This window comes from Bradyrhizobium sp. UFLA05-153, from assembly GCF_054185185.1.
The window spans coordinates 1-15,614 of record NZ_JBBIAM010000003.1 but is presented as its reverse complement, the minus strand read 5'-3'; the positions used below and the strand labels follow the sequence as shown (position 1 = coordinate 15,614).

Below are 15,614 nucleotides of genomic sequence, written 5' to 3'. Positions count from 1 at the left end.
ATGAGCCGCAAGACCAAGCAGTCGCTGAAAGGTTCGGTGGCCGCACTGGCCATCCTGGCCCAGCTCGCGAGCGGTCCGGCGCAAGCCTTCTGCGGCTTCTACGTTGCACAGGCCGACGCCAAGTTGTTCAACCAATCGTCCAAGGTCATCCTGGCCCGCGACGGCGACCAGACCGCCATCACCATGGCGAGCGACTATGAGGGCGACGTCAAGGAATTTGCCGTCGTCATTCCCGTGCCGACCTTCATCGAGCGCAAGCAGATCGGCGTGGTCGATCCGAAGACGGTCGATCATCTCGATCGCTACACCGCCCCGCGTCTGGTCGAGTATCACGACCCCGATCCTTGCAATCCGCCGGTGATGATGTTGAGGCCGGCGGTGGCGAGCGCGGACCCGATGCTGTCAGCCGAATACACCATGCGCAGGCGCGCCAAAGGCGTCACCATCGAGGCCAGCTACGATGTCGGCGAATACGACGTGCTGATCCTGTCCGCGAAGGAGAGCACGGGCCTGGTCGAATGGCTCGTCGACAACAAGTACCGGATTCCCGACGGCGCGGAGGCCGTGCTCGGCAGCTACATCAAGCAGGGCATGCGGTTCTTCGTCGCCAAGGTCAATGTCGAGCGGATGAAAGGCATCGGCAACGGCTATCTGCGTCCGCTGCAGGTCCGCTACCAGAGCGCAAAATTCATGGTCCCGCTGCGGCTCGGCACGGTCAATGCCAGGGGGCCGCAGGACCTCATCATCTACGCGCTGACCAAGAAGGGTCGCGTCGAGAGCGCCAATTATCGCAACGTTAAAATTCCCTCGGACATCGACGTGCCGCTCTACGTCAAGGATCAGTTCGGTCCGTTCTACAAGGCGGTGTTCGACAAGGCTGTCGCCAAGGAAGGGATGAAGGCGGTGTTCGTCGAATACGCCTGGGATATGGGCTGGTGCGATCCCTGTGCCGCCGATCCGCTGAGCAGCAAGGAGCTGGTCGAGATGGGCGCGCGCTGGCTCGACAGCGACGCCGACGTGCCGTACCGGGCGCCAAGAGGTTCGAACGCCTATGTGACGCGGCTGCATGTCCGCTACGACGCGGCGACCTTTCCGGAAGATATCGCCTTTCTCGAGACCGCAGACCGGACCAACTTCCAGGGCCGCTACGTGATGAACCATCCCTGGCGCGGCAGTGCCGCCTGCGCGGCGGCGGAGGCCTACCGCAAGCAGCTGCCCGAGCGTTTTGCCGCGCAGGCCAAGAACCTCGAGAGCATCACGGGCTGGCCCCATGGCCAGGTCGCGGCGCAGATGGAGAAGACCGGGCAGCCACTCGAGGGCAAGTGAGGCCGGCTCAACCCTCGTACGAGGAGATCTCGATCAGGCTCCCGTCCGGATCGCGGCAATAGACCGAGCGCAGCGTGCCGCGGGAGCCTTGCTTCTCCACCGGGCCTTCCTCGATCGCGACGCCATGCGCCGTCAGATGCGCCACCACCTCATCGGGCGTGGCCGTGGTGAGGAAGCACAGATCCTCGCTGCCGGCAGTCGCGTGGTTCGCGGTGAACCACTCCACCCTGTCGGCATCGCGCGGCCGGACGTTGATCTTCTGGTTGCCGAACTGAAGCGAGGTCCGCGGCGCTTTGCCGCCGCCCGGATCGAACACCCTCACTTCCATGCCGAGGATTTTGCGGTACCACTCGGCGGTAGTTGCGACATCTGCGACGTTGATGACGAGGTGATCGAGGGCCTGGACCTTGACGGACATGCCTTATCCTTTCGTCGCGATGCAGCTAGCGCACTTCTCGTCGCTGGCGCGCTTTGTTACAACGCGCTGCCTTCAAGAACAACAAACCGGGAGACGACTTCAGATGATCACACGCCGCACCGCGCTGCGCCTGCTCGCCGCCAGTCCGCTTGCAACCGCGCCGTTCTCAAGGGCCTTTGCGGCGGAGTATCCGGCGCGGCCGGTGAAATGGGTCGTCGGCTATCCGCCGGGAGGCGCCACCGACATCCTGGCGCGGCTGATCGGCCAGCGGCTGTCCGAAAAGTTCGGCCAGCAGTTCGTGATCGAGAACAAGCCCGGCGCCGGCAACAACATCGGCACCGAGTCCGTCGTCAATGCCGAGCCCGACGGCTACACGCTGCTGCTGGTCAACCCGGCCAACTACATCAACGCCTCGCTCTACGCCAATCTCAAGTTCAACTTCGTGCGCGACATCGCGCCGGTCGCCTCGTTCCAGCGCGTGCCGAACGTGATGACCGTGAACAAGGACGTGCCGGCGAAGAACGTCGCCGAGTTCATCGAGTATGTGAAGGCCAATCCCGGCAAGGTGAACATGGCCTCCTCCGGCAACGGCACCTCGGTGCATCTGTCCGGCGAGATGTTCATGGCGATGACCGGCTGCAAGATGCAGCACGTGCCCTATCGCGGCGCAGCGCCCGCGATCACCGACATGCTGGGCGGTCAGGTGCAGGTGATCTTCGACAACATGCCCTCGATCATCCAGCACATCCGCTCCGGCTCGCTTCGCGCGCTCGGCGTCACCACCGCCGACAGATCCTCGCAATTGCCCGACGTGCAGGCGATCGCGGAAACCGTTCCGAACTACGAGGCGAGCGCGCTGTTCGGCATGGGCGCGCCGAAAAACACGCCGAAGGAGATCATCGCGAAGCTCAACGGCGAGATCAGCGCCATCATGAAGGAGCCCGACATGACCAAGCGCCTGGTTGAGCTCGGCGGCGAGCCGCTCGTGCAGACGCCGGACGGGTTCGGCGACATGATCAAGGCCGAGACCGAAAAGTGGAAGAAGGTCGTTGAGTTCGCCGGCCTGAAGGTCGACTAGCGATCTCGGCTAGCGCATCACGACGCTGACGAAGCCCCGCCGCGAGGCGGGGCTTTTTAATGTGCGGTCCGGAACAGGTTCCCGAGCCTGCGCGCGATCACGCACTCGTGCGGAGGAGTGTGCGCGCGGTCCGGCTTGACGTCCTCGCGCTTTCGCTTATACTAAACCATATGGTTAAGTATCAAGACGAGACGCTGGACCGAACCTTTGCGGCGCTGTCCGATCCGACGCGGCGTGCGCTGCTGGCGCGGCTCGGCGAGGAGGACAGCCTGTCGGTGAGCGAGCTGGCCGCGCCGTTTTCGATCTCGCTGCCCGCGATCATGAAGCATCTCGAGGTGTTGTCGGATGCAGGCCTGATCGTGCGGGAGAAGACCGGGCGCACGGTCGCCTGCCGGCTCACCGCCAAGCCGATGGAGCAGGCGATGGACTGGCTCAATCGCTACGCACGCTTCTGGTCCGACAATTTCGATCGCCTTGCAGCTTTTGTGGAGGACGACCCATGGCCATCAACCAAGCAGCCGCCCGCGCCGATGAGCGCCCAAGCCTCACCCTCACGCGCCGCTTCCGCGCGAGGCCGGAAAGGGTCTACGCCGCGTGGACGCAGGCCGAGCAGCTAGCGCAGTGGTTCGGCCCGCCGAACATGAAGCCCGCGACGGCGCAGGCCGACCTCGACGTCCGCACCGGCGGCCGCTACCGGATCAGCTTCACCCGCGACGATGGCGAATATTTCGAGGCCGGCGGCATCTACCGCGAGGTCGTGCCGAACGAGCGGCTGGTGTTCTCCTGGGCCTGGCACTCGACGCCGGAACGCGAGTCGCTCGTCACCATCTCGTTCAAGCCCGACAACGGCGGCACGCTGATGATCTTCCACCATGCCCAGTTCTTCGACGAAACCGCACGCGACAACCATCAGCGCGGCTGGAGCTCGTTCTTCGACAAGCTCGATGCCTTCGTCGCCTGATCAGCGGAGTTCATCATGCAGCAACATCAGATCGTTTCCCGCCAAGAGTGGATCACGGCGCGCAAGGCCCATCTGGCGCGTGAGAAGGAGCTTTCGCAGGCGCGCGAGCGCCTCGCTGAGGAGCGTCGCCGGCTTCCCTGGGTCAAGATCGACAAGGAGTACGTATTCGACGGCCTGAACGGCAAGGTGACGCTCGCCGACCTGTTCACGGGACGTCCGCAGCTCGTCATGCAGCATGTGATGTTCGCACCCGACTGGGAGGCGGCCTGCAAGAGCTGCTCGTTCTGGGCCGATGGTTTTGAGCGCATGGTGCCGCATCTTGCCGCGCGCGACACCACCATGGTCGCGATCTCGCTCGCGCCGGTCGCCAAGCTCGAGGCGTTCAAGCAGCGCATGGGCTGGACCTTCGACTGGGTGTCCTCGGGCGGCAACGACTTCAACCATGACTTTGGCGTGACGTTCACGCGCGAAGAGATCGAGAAAGGCGAGCCGAAATACAATTTCGGTACCACGCCGTTCTACGGTCCCGAGCTGCCCGGCATCAGCGTGTTCTTCCGCGACGAATCAGGTGCCGTCTTCCACACCTACTCGTGCTTTGCCCGCGGTCTCGACATGATGAACGCGGCCTACCAGTACCTCGATCTCACCCCGCTCGGCCGTCACGAGGAAGGCCTGCCCTATCCGATGGACTGGGTGCGCCTGCGCGACCAGTATCAGCCAGAAGCGGCGAAGGCGGGGTGCTGCCATAGCTAGATCCCGGACGGCGCTGCCGTAGGGTGGGTAATGGCGCGAAGCGCCGTGCCCACCATCTCTCCGAGATTGCGAGAAAAGAGGTGGGCACGCTTCGCTTTGCCCACCCTGCGGCTCCTGAGTTGAACGGGTCGTCCTGAATACGCGCAACCTACCGCTTCGCGTCGGCCTGCTCCGTGCCCGTGCACGAGATCAGCGTCGTATAGGCGCGTGCGTTGCCGGCGATGTCGGTGGTCTTGAGCTCGCCTTTCGGCTCGGCGGTCTGGTATGGCACCACGGAATTGTCGAGGAAGTCGCGCACCGCCCCGGTCTTGATCGCGAAGTTGATGTTCTCGGGGATCGTCCCGGTCGCCTTGATCACTGTCCTGGCATCGAGCTTCGCCACGACGACGCCGACCAGCTGGCCGGACGTGTCGAACAGCGGGCCGCCGCTGTTGCCCGGCTGGACGGCCGCGCTGATCTGGAGGTGACGGGTGTCGTTGAGAATGCCGCTGAGCGAGCTCACGATTCCCGTCGTGACCGTGAAGTCGGAGGTCAGGAGGCCATGATAGGGAAAGCCGATCGCCACTACGGAATCGCCGGAACGAATTGAACGATCGCGGATCCTGGCAAAGTCCTTGAACGTGGCTGTCGCGGGCGCCTGGAGCAGCGCCAGATCGTTGATCGCATCGCGCGACACGACGCGCAGCACCATCGTCGCTTCGCCGGTGAGATTGCCCTTGATATCCCCGACGCAGCCGTCGATGACATGATTGTTGGTGACAATGTGCCCGCTGGCGCTGACCACAAAGCCCGTGCCGCTGTAGGTTCCGGTCTTGCCCGGCTTGGCGGCGGGCGGCGCGGCTGGTTTCTCTCCCGCCGCCGGCTTCGCCGCGACCTTGGTGAAATCGCCGGCCTTGCTGAGTCCGTCGGCCTTTACCTTGGTGACGCAGTTGGCCAGCGCCGCGATCACGGGCCCGCTCGACGTCAACTGGAATTGCAGGACGGTGTGGCCGGCCGTCGCGACCATCAGGCTCGCCTTCTGAAACGACCGCACGACATTCGGCGGCATGATCGCGGTGAGCATGTCGGATCGATTGGCTGTGGCAAACACGCGCGCTTGCTCCTGGCCGTCGAAGATCACGTCGATCGCTGCGTTCTCGCCCTTGTTGAATTTGTAGCCGGGACTGGCGAAGCTCAGCAGCCACGAGCCCGCTGCATTCTGGGCGACGACGAGAATGACGCCGTTGGCATAGGGCGCCGTTGCTGCGCAATGCGAGAACGCGCCGGACTCATCATTGCTGAACGCGCCGCCGACCCAATTGCCGATATTGACGGACCCGAACGGCCCCGCGGCATTGGCAAACCCGACAAGAAGAACGTGCAACACGCACGCAACAGCCCACTTCAGCATCGCAAAGCCCCCGGAACGCCCTTGGGCCGCATCTTACCTGTCCGATCCGGCCAGGCGCAACCGGCAGTTGTCCGGCGCCGGCCGTCGCCCGGCCGGACGGCGGCGCCCTTGCATTTACTTTGCGACACGGTATACTTTGCATCACAAAGTAAGGCTCGCACCCGTGGGTGCGAGGGTGGAACGAGGCTCGACGTTGCAGATGCGCGATCTCGACAAGGCGCTGGCGGATATCGTGGCGATCCGCAGCCAGATCGCAGCCGGCACCGCCTTTCGCGGCTACGGTCCCGCGACGATGGTCGCAACCGGAGCGCTCGCACTGATCACCGCCATCCTGCAATATCTCTTCATCGACGACCCGACCACCGAGCCGCTCGCGTTCTTCCTCGGCTGGGGTCTTGCGGCGGCGCTCTCCGGCGCCATCATCTGGATCGAGATGCGCGCGCGCTCGCGCCGTCATCACTCCGGTCTTGCCGATGTCATGATCTACCAGGCGATCGAGCAGTTCCTGCCGGCCGGTGTCGCCGGCGTGCTGCTTGCGGTGGTGTTGTGGAAGTTCTCGGCCGAGACGCTCTGGTTGTTGCCGGGCTTGTGGCAGATCCTGGTGTCGCTCGGCATTTTCGCTTCCGTCCGCTCGCTGCCGCGCAGCGTGGCGCTGGCGGGCGCCTGGTATTTCGTGTCGGGATTCGCGGTCGTTGTGCTGGCGAGCCAGACCCACACGCTTTCGCCCTGGACCATGGGGCTACCCTTCGTGATCGGGCAGTCCGTGATGGCCGGGATTCTCTATGTTGCGTCTGGAGACAATGATGTCGAAGACTGAAAGCGCGCCCTTCTCCTACGAAGGCCTCGACCGCGTCATCCACGAGAAGGCGAGGCTTGGCCTTTTGACCTCGCTGATGGCGCATCCGAAGGGTCTTGCCTTCGCCGATCTCAAACAGCTTTGCGGCCTGACCGACGGCAATCTCAGCCGGCATCTCGCCGTGTTGCAGGAGGCCGGCCTCGTCGACGTGACCAAGGGCTACGAAGGCAACCGCCCCCACACCACCTGCCGGCTGACCAAGGCCGGCCGCCGCCGCTTCCTCGATTATCTCACAGTGCTCGAACGCCTGGTGCGCGATGCCGCCAAGGCCGCCGGCCGCGAGGCGCCGCCGCTCGGCCGCCTCGGCATCATCTCGACCTGATCACCCCCTTTTTTGACCGGAGACTTTGCGATGCAAAGTGACGTCACGCAGGCAAACGAAAAGCTTCACGTCGGCATCATCATGGACGGCAACGGAAGATGGGCGACACGGCGCGGCCTGTCGCGCGTCCGCGGCCACGAGGCCGGCGTTGAGACGATCAGGCGCATCGTCGAAGCGGCACCGAAGCAAGGCATCGGCACGTTGACGCTCTATGCGTTCTCGACCGACAACTGGCGCCGGCCCAAGGCCGAGGTCGCAGCGCTGATGACGCTGCTCCGCTTCTATCTCGCCAACGAGGTACAGAGCCTGGTCAAGAACGGCGTGCGGCTCTCCGTTATCGGCCGCCGCGACCGCCTGCCCGAGGGCATCGCCGCGGCGATTGCAGGTGCGGAGCGCGCGACCGCCCGCGGCAAGACTCTGCATTTGCGCATCGCCGTCGACTATTCGGCGCGCGACGCCATCCTCAACGCCGCCGCGAAGGCGGCCGCGCTGACGAGCCTGACCCGCGAGGCCTTCTCGCAGCTCGTCACCGGCGAAGCATCCTTGCGCGACGTCGATCTCATCATCCGCACGTCTGGCGAAAAGCGGCTGTCGGACTTCCTGTTGTGGGAGGGCGCCTATGCCGAGCTGCATTTCACCGAGCGGATGTGGCCCGAATTCGATGCCGGCGATCTCGCCGAGGCGCTTGCCTCCTTCCATCGCAGGGAACGCCGCTTCGGCGGCTTGCAGTCCCTGCCGCTGGAGCCCGCGCCGAGCATTTGACGCGATGCGGCATGGCGGCCGATGCCGAAAAGTTGAGCAGCTTCGCCGCTTTTATCCCTTCGACGCCGGACGTGCCGGTGCCTAGTCTCCCGGAGATGGGGATATCGATATGCGCGCAGTCCTTGACTATTGCACTGGCGGAACGCAGCGGCAGGTGCCAGCCGGAACCTTGATCCTCACCGAGGGCGGCGCCTCCGGGCACCTCTACGTGCTGATGGAAGGCAAGCTCGAGGTGATCAAGGGCGGCACCGTGGTTGCGACCATCGCCGAGCCCGGCGCCGTGTTCGGCGAGATGTCGGTGCTGCTCCAGCAACCCCATACCGCGACGGTACGTGCTTGCGTCGATTCCGTCATCTACGAGTTCGACGATGCCGCCTCGTTCCTGATCCAGAAGCCGGAGGTCGCGCTTCTGCTTGCGCGCCTGCTGGCGCAGCGGCTCAATGTCGCCAACACCTATCTTGCCGATCTCAAGCGGCAATATGCCGGCCAGGGCAACCATCTGGCGATGGTCGGCGACGTCCTGCAAAGCATGATCAATCTGCCGCCGCAGGAGGTTTCGCCAGGCTCGGATCGGCAATCCGATCCAAGAATATGAGCCAGTCGGGCGGCTGCGTGATTGCTGCCGCAGGCCGCCGCAAAGGCGCATCGAGATCGATCCATTGGGCTTCGCCCGCCGCGAGCCAAAAGGCCTTGCCCGCGTCGAGATCGAGCACGATGTGGGTCGGCGGCCGGCCGTGCTGGAGGCCTGCATTGAATACCCAGGTGGTGCCGAGCCGGTCGTACCACGAGCCTTCGGTGATGAAGGGCGATTGGTGCACATGGCCCGAGATCACCATCGCCGGCTGGTACTGCGCGATCCATTGCACGAGATCGACGTCACCGAAGAAGCGCTTGCCGCCCCAGCTCGTCGGCGAATTCGCCGGCGGCGCGTGATGCGCCCAGATCCAGCGCCGCGGTCGTCTTGCGGCGGCCTCGCGCAGTTGCTCGGCGATGCGTGCCTTGGCCAGCGGCCCGTCCCACCACGGGCAGACCGTGAACAGCGTGTCGCCGATCCTCAAGTCGTCGCCGTCGCAGGCAATGCCGAGCTCGCGCACGTCAGCGATCCAGCGCGAGATTTTCTCGCCCTCGGCGCTGCGCTCGTCGAGGTCATGATTGCCCGAGCACAGGATGACGCGCGTCTGGCGCACCAGCGTCGCGAGGTATTTTTTCACCACCACGATCTGCGCGCGAAAATCCACCTGTGAGGAGATGTCCAGCGCATCGCCTGCGAAGATCACGAGGTCGAACTGCGGCGCCGCGCTGACGAGCCAGTCGAGCTGCGGCAGCGAGTAATGCAGGTCGGCGACGACCAGGCAGCGCATCGAAAATCCGTCAGGTCAGGAAATAAGGCGCGGGAATTCCGTATCGGAAAAGCAAGAAGCAGACCAGCGCGGCCAGCCCGCGGCCGCGGCAAATTGGCAAGGGCTGGACCTTCCCGGCGAAGTCTGATGTCGTAACGCGGCCTCATCGCAGGTGATCGCATGACCTCGTTCAAAACCATTCGCGCCCGCGCCGAGAAGCGCAAGGGTGGGCCCAAACAGCTCGAGAAGCTGCTGCCGGCAAAGCCCGATGCAAAGGCGCTCGCCAAACTATCTGACGATCGCATCCTCGCGGAGATGACGAAGCGGGTGTTTTGCGCGGGCTTTGCCTGGAGCGTGATCGACCAGAAATGGGACGGCTTTGAGCAGGCCTTCCTGCGCTTCCAGCCGGCCAAGCTGAGTTTCCAGCCCGAGGACTACTGGGAAGGCCTGATGCGCGACGCCCGCATCGTGCGCAACGGCGCAAAGATTATGTCGGTGCGCGAGAATGCCGCCTTCGTGCAGGAGATTGCAAAAGAGCACGGCAGCTTCGGCAAGTTCCTGGCGAAATGGCCGGCTTCTGATGAGGTCGGGCTGCTCGATCTGCTTGCAAAGCGTGGCAGCAGGCTGGGGGGCAACACCGGCCAGATGCTGCTGCGCTTCGTCGGCTGGGACGGCTTCGTCACCTCCCGGGACGTCGTCGCGTGCCTGCGCGATGCCGGCCTCGATATTGCCGAGGAGGTGAAATCGAAGGGCGATCTCGCCAAAGTGCAGGCGCAGTTCAACGCCTGGGCCAAGGAGACGGGCTTGCCCTATGCGCACCTCTCGCGCATCTGCGCGTTGTCGGTGGGAGAAAACCGCGGGGAGTGACGGCCGCCACGCCACGGCAGGCGCGGACGAAGCGCCCAACAGGGAGAAGCGTCCATGGCAAAAGATCTGGAAGGCAAGGTTGCCGTCGTGACCGGGGCTGCGTCGGGCATTGGCCTTGCGAGCTCCGAGGCGATGCTGGCTGCGGGCGCGCGCGTGGTGCTGGTCGACCGCGACGACGCAGCCCTGAAGGCGGTTTGCAACAGGCACGGCGACGCCGCGATCCCGCTCGTCATCGACCTGCTCAATCCGAAGGACTGCGCCACACTGCTGCCGCGCGTTCTGGAGAAGGCTGGTCAGCTCGATATCCTGCACGCCAATGCGGGCACGTATATTGGCGGCGACCTCGTCGATGCCGACAGCGGCGCGATCGACCGGATGCTGAACCTGAACGTCAACGTCGTGATGAAGAATGTCCACGACGTGCTGCCTCACATGATCGAACGCCGGACCGGCGACATCATCATCACGAGCTCGCTGGCGGCCCATTTTCCGACGCCGTGGGAGCCGGTTTATGCGTCGTCCAAATGGGCGATCAACTGCTTCGTGCAGACGGTGCGGCGCCAGGTGTTCAAGCACGGCATCCGCGTCGGATCGATTTCGCCCGGTCCCGTCATCACCGCGCTGCTCGCGGACTGGCCGCCGGACAAGCTGAAGGAAGCGAGGGACTCCGGAAGCCTGCTCGAGGCCGGTGAAGTCGCGGATGTGGTGATGTTCATGCTGACGCGGCCGCGTGGCATGACCATTCGCGACGTGGTCATGCTGCCGACCAATTTCGATCTCTAGAGCATGATCCGGACCCGAAGGGCCGCGTTAGCGCAAAGTGCGAAGCGGTTTTCCCTCGCGACAAACGCGGAACGCGTTTGCGCGGAGATCATGCTCAAACAACAACCTAAAGCGCGATGACGATTCTCCCTAATCTCATCGCGCTTTAGACGCGTCCTGATCTCCAGACGCGTCCTGCGGGCAACCGCCGCAGCGTGTCGACTACGTTGAGCCGCCATCTCGATGTCGCCCCAATCATGCCACGAGCACGGCACACGCAACCGATCGCCTCGGACATGGTGGCGCGGGGGAACAATTGCGCGCGCGATCTGTTCGGAAGTCTAGGCCGGGGCGGCCAGTGCTGGAACAAAGTCCGCCACGGTTACGCCGGGGACAACAGACAAGCGCGAAATGGAGCGGCTCATGAAGCTGAATCCCATCCAGGTCAAAGAGACCATGAGACAGTTGGACGCCCAGGTGCTTCCCGACGGACACCCGGCCGTGCCTCAGCTCAACAGCCTGTTCGGAGACCATACGTTTTTCGTCGACGAGAGCGGACTGAAAGTGCTGGAGCCCACCGATTCCTCCGAGATGGAGAGCCGGACCGGCGAAGTCGTCAGTCTTGCCGACTGGAGCGATCCGGAGCTGACCAGCCTCCGGGCGCACGAGCCGGAGCCGACCGGCGTGATCGTGGTGTTCGAGCCGAGCAAGCATTGAAGGATTTCGCGCAAGCGCGACGGCCGTCGGCGCGCTGATGGGCGCGCCGCGGCCGATGACGATCGGATGACGACTGGACCCCAGATGTGCCATTGATGCCGCTCGCTAACCGGCGACCGAGCCGTCGCTCGCCCACGACAACGCGCTACTCGACGCCGGCAGCGTCGGACATTGCATGCGGAAGCTTGCCAAGGACAATGGCTGGGACGAGCGGATGTCTCAATTGACGTCTCAATTCAGGCATCTCTCAAAAAGATTTGCCTGTTCGATTTCTGGCAGGCCTTCAAATTGAACACGAATGATTTCGATCCGCTCGCCAATCTTTTGAAAGACAAGACGCACGCTGTCATATTCGTGTTGAGAGGCTGCCTTGCCGTCCGATCTGGTGATTGTAACGGGGCGCAGGGCGACCCTGATTTTCTTGCTATCAATCATTGTCGATTCAAGAACTTCATGGACCGTAGTAACGAACGCCTCGCCTTTAGTCTCCTGGACTGTCGCTGTTGCACTTCCTTCGCCAGGTGCAGCAAAAGATACCCTGGAACCCTTCTGATCAGAAATTGCTTTGCTGCAATCCGGTGACCATGTTCCCAAAAGGCCGAATTCCTTCAAGGCGCCCTTGGCGTCGTCCCCAAATGCTGGAGCGGAAAGCGTACTGGATGCGAGGACGGTCGCGACAAAGATGCGGCGCATTAGTCTCATCTCGCACGACCTCCATGCAGGAAAGCACGAGCTAGGTGTTACCCTTAAAACACCTTCTATGTATCGATTTTTTTCGCGTCATCGGCGACGCATGAACGGATGTGGACCAACCGCAGCGGCAATCAGTTAGTGGCGCGCCGCAGCCGATGAAGATGGGCACTGCTTGTTCTCCGTGGCGCCATGATGCAGCAGCCTGCTGCGCGATCCGCCGGGTGGTCGGGTTACCCCTGTAGTTGCTTCACCGATCACCACCATCGGCGGCTTGCTCTTGACGTGTAGTCGAGCACATGAAACCGTTCGCGCCCTGCGGCCATCGGATTTCAAGCTTGGTCGTTTCGTCATGTCTCCTTTTTAGGCACGTCTCGTTGTGAGACGAGGGCCAAATTGAAATAGTTAAAGGACTACGCGTGAAATCCCCGCTGCATTTGACAATCGCCATTCTTGCTCTCGTTGCTTCGACACCGGCCTGGGCGCTCAAGGGCCTTCCCGCGTCCGTTCAGTTGCCGCCAGGTGTGGTCTTCAAGAATACCGACCGCAATGTGGACGTCGAGGATTTTGGCCAGGCGGAGTTTCTGATCGAAAAGAATGCGGAAGGCTTCGATCAACGGATCGTGCAGCAGGGCAAGCACTATCAGAGCATTTTGCACATGATTCCTCGACCGAAGCCCGATGACAGCAACAAGACGTGGCAGGAGATCAAGCCCTATTGGCTCAAGGCCGGCTGGCAGATCGTGCGCGAGTGGGAAACTGGCGCGACGCTCAAGAGTTCTCAGGGCGGAGCGGAAGTTTGGGCGACGGTGGGTGTTGCCAATGATTTCGACGAGATACAGATCGATATCGTCGAGGTGGGCGGCTCGAAGGTCGCTCTGACCCTGCGCCCTCCGGGCGCCACGCCGGAAAAGGCCGGCGACAAGGATGACTTTCCTTATCTTGCGCACTTCCCCGGGACGACGCTTGGAGGCACCAGCCAGGATCCTTCGCCGCTTGATGTCACCGTGCCGCAGAAGGACCAGGAGAGAGTGCTGGCGGGAACCGGACAGGTCATCAAGAGCTATCGCTATCCTGCGAGCGTGTCGGTGCTGCAATTCATTACGGTCTACCGTGAAGCGCTAACCAAAGCCGGCTGGCAGATTCCATTTGAAAGCCAGGGCCTCTCCCAGTCAGACGGAATTCTGCTTGCGCATTACGCACAGGGAGGCCGAGACATCTGGGTCTCCATGCATATCGGCGCCGGTGAAATCAGCGTGGCTGTGGCGGATGCCGGCGCGGACGATCTCGCCGCGCGTCTGGACAAGGACTGCCATGTGCCGCTTTACGGCGTGCATTTCGATTTCAACAAGGCGACTCTGCGCGAGGAATCCGAGCCGGTGCTCAGCCAGGTGCTGGCCACGCTCAAGGGCCAGCCAAAGCTGATGATCGAGCTGCAGGGACATACCGACAATGTCGGCAGTGACGATTACAATTTGAAGCTGTCGGGGGCCCGGGCGCAGGCCGTCATGCAATGGCTGGTCGCGCACGGCACTGAAACGTCTCGGGTAAGCGCGCAGGGCTATGGCAAAAGCCGGCCGGTCGCTTCCAACGACAGCGACGAGGGACGCGCGAAGAATCGGCGCGTCGAGCTCGCGCGCAAGGGGTGCCAGCGTTGACGGGATCCAAGCTGCTACTGATCCAGGAGGTCGCGCGAATATTCTGATTGGCGCGCCGCTGCGGATGAAGATGGGCACTGTTTCGCCGTGGCGCGATGATACGGCAGCCCGCCACGCGCTGCTGTTGGTAAGGTTGCGACACCCTCGCGACGTGACGGCCAGCTTGTCGCATTTGGTTTGGTATGAGCGATGAATCGGCATCTTTCCCTCGTCAGCCTCATAGTCGCGGACTATGACGAAGCGATCGCCTTCTTCACCGGTGCCCTTGATTTCGAGCTCTGCGAGGACACGCCGCTCGGCGGCGGCAAGCGTTGGGTGGTCGTCCGCCCACCGGGCGGCGCCGGCTCCGGCCTGCTATTGGCGCGGGCAAACGGTCCGGCCCAGGTCGCGCGCATTGGTGACCAGACCGGGGGCCGAGTCTTCCTGTTCCTGGAGACGGATGATTTCGATCGCGATCATGCGCGCATGATCACAGCCGGTGTGCGGTTCGTTGAGAAGCCGCGGCATGAGGCGTATGGCGTCGTCGCGGTTTTCGAGGATCTCTGTGGCAACCGCTGGGACCTGATCCAGCCCAACTCGATGCACGGCTGCGAGACCAGCCCTTAGCTGCCGCCGCCAAGAGGCGGTTTGCTGCAGCGCGTTGTGAATGCCCCGCCGGTGAGCGGCTAGTTGTTTGGGACTAGTCATTTATCTCTAACTCTCATGTCCGGCTTGGCGTTGGGGATGCGCACTGGGATTCTTGCCTGGCACGATCGTATTGGCCGTGCGTCTAAGCAGGAGCCGACGACAATGAATTTCCGCACGTTCTGTCTTTCATTCCTTGTTGTGAGCGCGTTGGTCGGCGTCGCGCATGCCGACACTGACGCCGCGAACCCCGCTTTGCCGATCATCATCGGTCCGCTACCCCCCGTGCACGTCGGGCCTCCTCCGATGCCGTGGTGGCCGCCACATATCCCTGTCGATCCGGTGCCGGTCCATCCGTGGCCGCCGCTTCCAGCGCCACATCCGATTGTTCCTGGTCAGGGGTGCGTGCCGGCGCCGGGCACAGCTTGCCCGCTCTGAGGCAGACACCGTCTGCTCGCGTCAGCCATAGCGCGACATATGCGCAAAGTACCGGCACGGCCTTGATAAAGGGCTGCAGCTAGTCGGATGACCCCGTAGCCGTGTGGTCCGCACCCGGTAGGGGAAACCTCAGGGCGCAAGAGTCGGAGTCGGCCGGCGTGATCGTGGTGTTCGAGCCGAGGAAGCATTGAGCGAAGCTTTGCGCTGCCCGATGGAGGTGGGCCAGCTTGCTGGCGCGCCACGGCCGATGAAGATGGGCACTACTGCTTCGCCGTGGCGCTATGATGAACCATCCCGATTTGCCAAAAGCCATCCTGACTTCGCCGTTGCCGCGAGGTCATCCTCATGTAAACGCCTTAGAGGAAGCGATGTTTGCAAGCCGTATGCGCGTCGGCGCCGGCGCTCTTGTCGTCTCCGGGGTCCTGTTCGTGATCTACCCGGCACTTCGCCCGTTCTCCGACGAGAGTTCGTTGCTGGGCGCGCCGCGGCCTTTGGGTCTGGGGCATGGCTGGTTTCGCACATGCTTGCCATTGTGGCGTTTGCCTTGTCGCCGCTGGGTTTGCTGGGGCTGCAATACTCTCTACTCGGGACATCGGCCGAACCGCTGCTCTTTCTCGCCGTCCGTGCGCTCGACGGTGGCACGGCTGTTGAT

18 protein-coding genes are annotated in these 15,614 nt (G+C 63.2%); 14 read left to right on the top strand and 4 right to left on the bottom strand.

Annotated elements, in window-relative coordinates; genetic code table 11:
* Entirely contained in the window at positions 1 to 1,326 is a 1,326-nt protein-coding gene (locus Q2941_RS02770) for a DUF2330 domain-containing protein (protein ID WP_458191590.1), read from the top strand.
* 7 nt (positions 1,327 to 1,333) lie between these two features.
* On the opposite strand, the gene Q2941_RS02765 is transcribed toward Q2941_RS02770, so the two are convergent.
* Positions 1,334 to 1,744, bottom strand: coding sequence for a VOC family protein (locus Q2941_RS02765; protein WP_458191589.1), 411 nt, complete (start codon positions 1,742 to 1,744; stop codon positions 1,334 to 1,336).
* Positions 1,745 to 1,847: 103 nt separating this feature from the next.
* On the opposite strand from Q2941_RS02765, the gene Q2941_RS02760 reads away from it, so the two are divergent.
* The 4 genes from Q2941_RS02760 (at position 1,848) to Q2941_RS02745 (ending at position 4,536) form a co-directional block, all read left to right on the top strand.
* Entirely contained in the window at positions 1,848 to 2,822 is a 975-nt protein-coding gene (locus Q2941_RS02760; RefSeq protein WP_458191588.1) for a Bug family tripartite tricarboxylate transporter substrate binding protein, read from the top strand.
* 170 nt (positions 2,823 to 2,992) lie between these two features.
* Positions 2,993 to 3,439 carry an ArsR/SmtB family transcription factor gene (locus tag Q2941_RS02755; protein WP_254109808.1) on the top strand — a complete coding sequence of 149 codons (447 nt, stop codon included), beginning with the start codon at positions 2,993 to 2,995 and terminating at the stop codon, positions 3,437 to 3,439.
* Positions 3,322 to 3,783, top strand: coding sequence for an SRPBCC family protein (locus tag Q2941_RS02750; protein WP_156944395.1), 462 nt, complete (start codon positions 3,322 to 3,324; stop codon positions 3,781 to 3,783). The genes Q2941_RS02755 and Q2941_RS02750 overlap by 118 nt, the downstream gene beginning before the upstream one ends.
* Before the next feature lie 15 nt (positions 3,784 to 3,798).
* A complete protein-coding gene (locus Q2941_RS02745) occupies positions 3,799 to 4,536 on the top strand; it encodes a DUF899 domain-containing protein (protein ID WP_458191587.1) in 738 nt (245 codons plus the stop codon).
* Between the two features lie 148 nt (positions 4,537 to 4,684).
* On the opposite strand, the gene Q2941_RS02740 is transcribed toward Q2941_RS02745, so the two are convergent.
* Positions 4,685 to 5,926, bottom strand: coding sequence for a S1C family serine protease (locus Q2941_RS02740; protein ID WP_458191586.1), 1,242 nt, complete (start codon positions 5,924 to 5,926; stop codon positions 4,685 to 4,687).
* A 199-nt stretch (positions 5,927 to 6,125) separates the two neighbouring features.
* Between Q2941_RS02740 and Q2941_RS02735 the strand changes: the two genes are divergently transcribed.
* From Q2941_RS02735 to Q2941_RS02720, 4 genes are all read left to right on the top strand, one after another.
* Positions 6,126 to 6,743 carry a hypothetical protein gene (locus tag Q2941_RS02735; protein ID WP_027523952.1) on the top strand — a complete coding sequence of 206 codons (618 nt, stop codon included), beginning with the start codon at positions 6,126 to 6,128 and terminating at the stop codon, positions 6,741 to 6,743.
* A complete protein-coding gene (locus tag Q2941_RS02730) occupies positions 6,730 to 7,104 on the top strand; it encodes a transcriptional regulator (RefSeq protein ID WP_254101172.1) in 375 nt (124 codons plus the stop codon). The genes Q2941_RS02735 and Q2941_RS02730 overlap by 14 nt, the downstream gene beginning before the upstream one ends.
* Positions 7,105 to 7,134: 30 nt before the next feature.
* On the top strand, positions 7,135 to 7,866 hold the full coding sequence (locus tag Q2941_RS02725; RefSeq protein ID WP_027523954.1) for a di-trans,poly-cis-decaprenylcistransferase: 732 nt from the start codon (positions 7,135 to 7,137) through the stop codon (positions 7,864 to 7,866).
* A 109-nt stretch (positions 7,867 to 7,975) separates the two neighbouring features.
* A complete protein-coding gene (locus tag Q2941_RS02720) occupies positions 7,976 to 8,461 on the top strand; it encodes a cyclic nucleotide-binding domain-containing protein (RefSeq protein ID WP_458191585.1) in 486 nt (161 codons plus the stop codon).
* Here Q2941_RS02720 and Q2941_RS02715 read toward each other — a convergent pair.
* A complete protein-coding gene (locus Q2941_RS02715) occupies positions 8,400 to 9,227 on the bottom strand; it encodes a metallophosphoesterase family protein (RefSeq protein ID WP_458191584.1) in 828 nt (275 codons plus the stop codon). The two genes, Q2941_RS02720 and Q2941_RS02715, sit on opposite strands and share 62 nt — an antisense overlap.
* Before the next feature lie 159 nt (positions 9,228 to 9,386).
* Between Q2941_RS02715 and Q2941_RS02710 the strand changes: the two genes are divergently transcribed.
* The 3 genes from Q2941_RS02710 (at position 9,387) to Q2941_RS02700 (ending at position 11,552) form a co-directional block, all read left to right on the top strand.
* Entirely contained in the window at positions 9,387 to 10,073 is a 687-nt protein-coding gene (locus Q2941_RS02710) for a DNA-3-methyladenine glycosylase I (RefSeq protein WP_254109812.1), read from the top strand.
* 54 nt (positions 10,074 to 10,127) lie between these two features.
* On the top strand, positions 10,128 to 10,856 hold the full coding sequence (locus Q2941_RS02705; RefSeq protein WP_458191583.1) for an SDR family oxidoreductase: 729 nt from the start codon (positions 10,128 to 10,130) through the stop codon (positions 10,854 to 10,856).
* 402 nt (positions 10,857 to 11,258) lie between these two features.
* Positions 11,259 to 11,552: a hypothetical protein gene (locus Q2941_RS02700; protein WP_027523959.1), complete on the top strand. Its 294-nt coding sequence runs from the start codon at positions 11,259 to 11,261 to the stop codon at positions 11,550 to 11,552.
* A 231-nt stretch (positions 11,553 to 11,783) separates the two neighbouring features.
* Here the strand turns inward: Q2941_RS02700 and Q2941_RS02695 are convergent, their stop codons facing one another.
* Complete coding sequence (locus Q2941_RS02695; RefSeq protein ID WP_458191582.1) at positions 11,784 to 12,245, bottom strand: hypothetical protein; 462 nt, start codon at positions 12,243 to 12,245, stop codon at positions 11,784 to 11,786.
* 548 nt (positions 12,246 to 12,793) lie between these two features.
* Between Q2941_RS02695 and Q2941_RS02690 the strand changes: the two genes are divergently transcribed.
* Together Q2941_RS02690 and Q2941_RS02685 are read left to right on the top strand one after the other, a co-directional pair.
* A complete protein-coding gene (locus tag Q2941_RS02690) occupies positions 12,794 to 13,900 on the top strand; it encodes an OmpA family protein (protein WP_458191581.1) in 1,107 nt (368 codons plus the stop codon).
* A gap of 189 nt (positions 13,901 to 14,089) precedes the next feature.
* Positions 14,090 to 14,506: a VOC family protein gene (locus tag Q2941_RS02685; protein ID WP_458191580.1), complete on the top strand. Its 417-nt coding sequence runs from the start codon at positions 14,090 to 14,092 to the stop codon at positions 14,504 to 14,506.
* Positions 14,507 to 15,614 lie beyond the last annotated feature (1,108 nt).

Bases quoted from the DNA above. Each gene is read 5' to 3' on its own strand.
- Q2941_RS02685 (WP_458191580.1), top strand. From the start codon at position 14,090: ATGAATCGGCATCTTTCCCTCGTCAGCCTCATAGTCGCGGACTATGAC.
- Q2941_RS02770 (WP_458191590.1), top strand. From the start codon at position 1: ATGAGCCGCAAGACCAAGCAGTCGCTGAAAGGTTCGGTGGCCGCACTG.
- Q2941_RS02735 (WP_027523952.1), top strand. From the start codon at position 6,126: ATGCGCGATCTCGACAAGGCGCTGGCGGATATCGTGGCGATCCGCAGC.
- Q2941_RS02715 (WP_458191584.1), bottom strand. From the start codon at position 9,227: ATGCGCTGCCTGGTCGTCGCCGACCTGCATTACTCGCTGCCGCAGCTC.
- Q2941_RS02700 (WP_027523959.1), top strand. From the start codon at position 11,259: ATGAAGCTGAATCCCATCCAGGTCAAAGAGACCATGAGACAGTTGGAC.
- Q2941_RS02720 (WP_458191585.1), top strand. From the start codon at position 7,976: ATGCGCGCAGTCCTTGACTATTGCACTGGCGGAACGCAGCGGCAGGTG.
- Q2941_RS02740 (WP_458191586.1), bottom strand. From the start codon at position 5,926: ATGCTGAAGTGGGCTGTTGCGTGCGTGTTGCACGTTCTTCTTGTCGGG.
- Q2941_RS02695 (WP_458191582.1), bottom strand. From the start codon at position 12,245: ATGCGCCGCATCTTTGTCGCGACCGTCCTCGCATCCAGTACGCTTTCC.
- Q2941_RS02730 (WP_254101172.1), top strand. From the start codon at position 6,730: ATGTCGAAGACTGAAAGCGCGCCCTTCTCCTACGAAGGCCTCGACCGC.
- Q2941_RS02705 (WP_458191583.1), top strand. From the start codon at position 10,128: ATGGCAAAAGATCTGGAAGGCAAGGTTGCCGTCGTGACCGGGGCTGCG.
- Q2941_RS02745 (WP_458191587.1), top strand. From the start codon at position 3,799: ATGCAGCAACATCAGATCGTTTCCCGCCAAGAGTGGATCACGGCGCGC.
- Q2941_RS02765 (WP_458191589.1), bottom strand. From the start codon at position 1,744: ATGTCCGTCAAGGTCCAGGCCCTCGATCACCTCGTCATCAACGTCGCA.
- Q2941_RS02750 (WP_156944395.1), top strand. From the start codon at position 3,322: ATGGCCATCAACCAAGCAGCCGCCCGCGCCGATGAGCGCCCAAGCCTC.
- Q2941_RS02725 (WP_027523954.1), top strand. From the start codon at position 7,135: ATGCAAAGTGACGTCACGCAGGCAAACGAAAAGCTTCACGTCGGCATC.
- Q2941_RS02755 (WP_254109808.1), top strand. From the start codon at position 2,993: ATGGTTAAGTATCAAGACGAGACGCTGGACCGAACCTTTGCGGCGCTG.
- Q2941_RS02710 (WP_254109812.1), top strand. From the start codon at position 9,387: ATGACCTCGTTCAAAACCATTCGCGCCCGCGCCGAGAAGCGCAAGGGT.
- Q2941_RS02760 (WP_458191588.1), top strand. From the start codon at position 1,848: ATGATCACACGCCGCACCGCGCTGCGCCTGCTCGCCGCCAGTCCGCTT.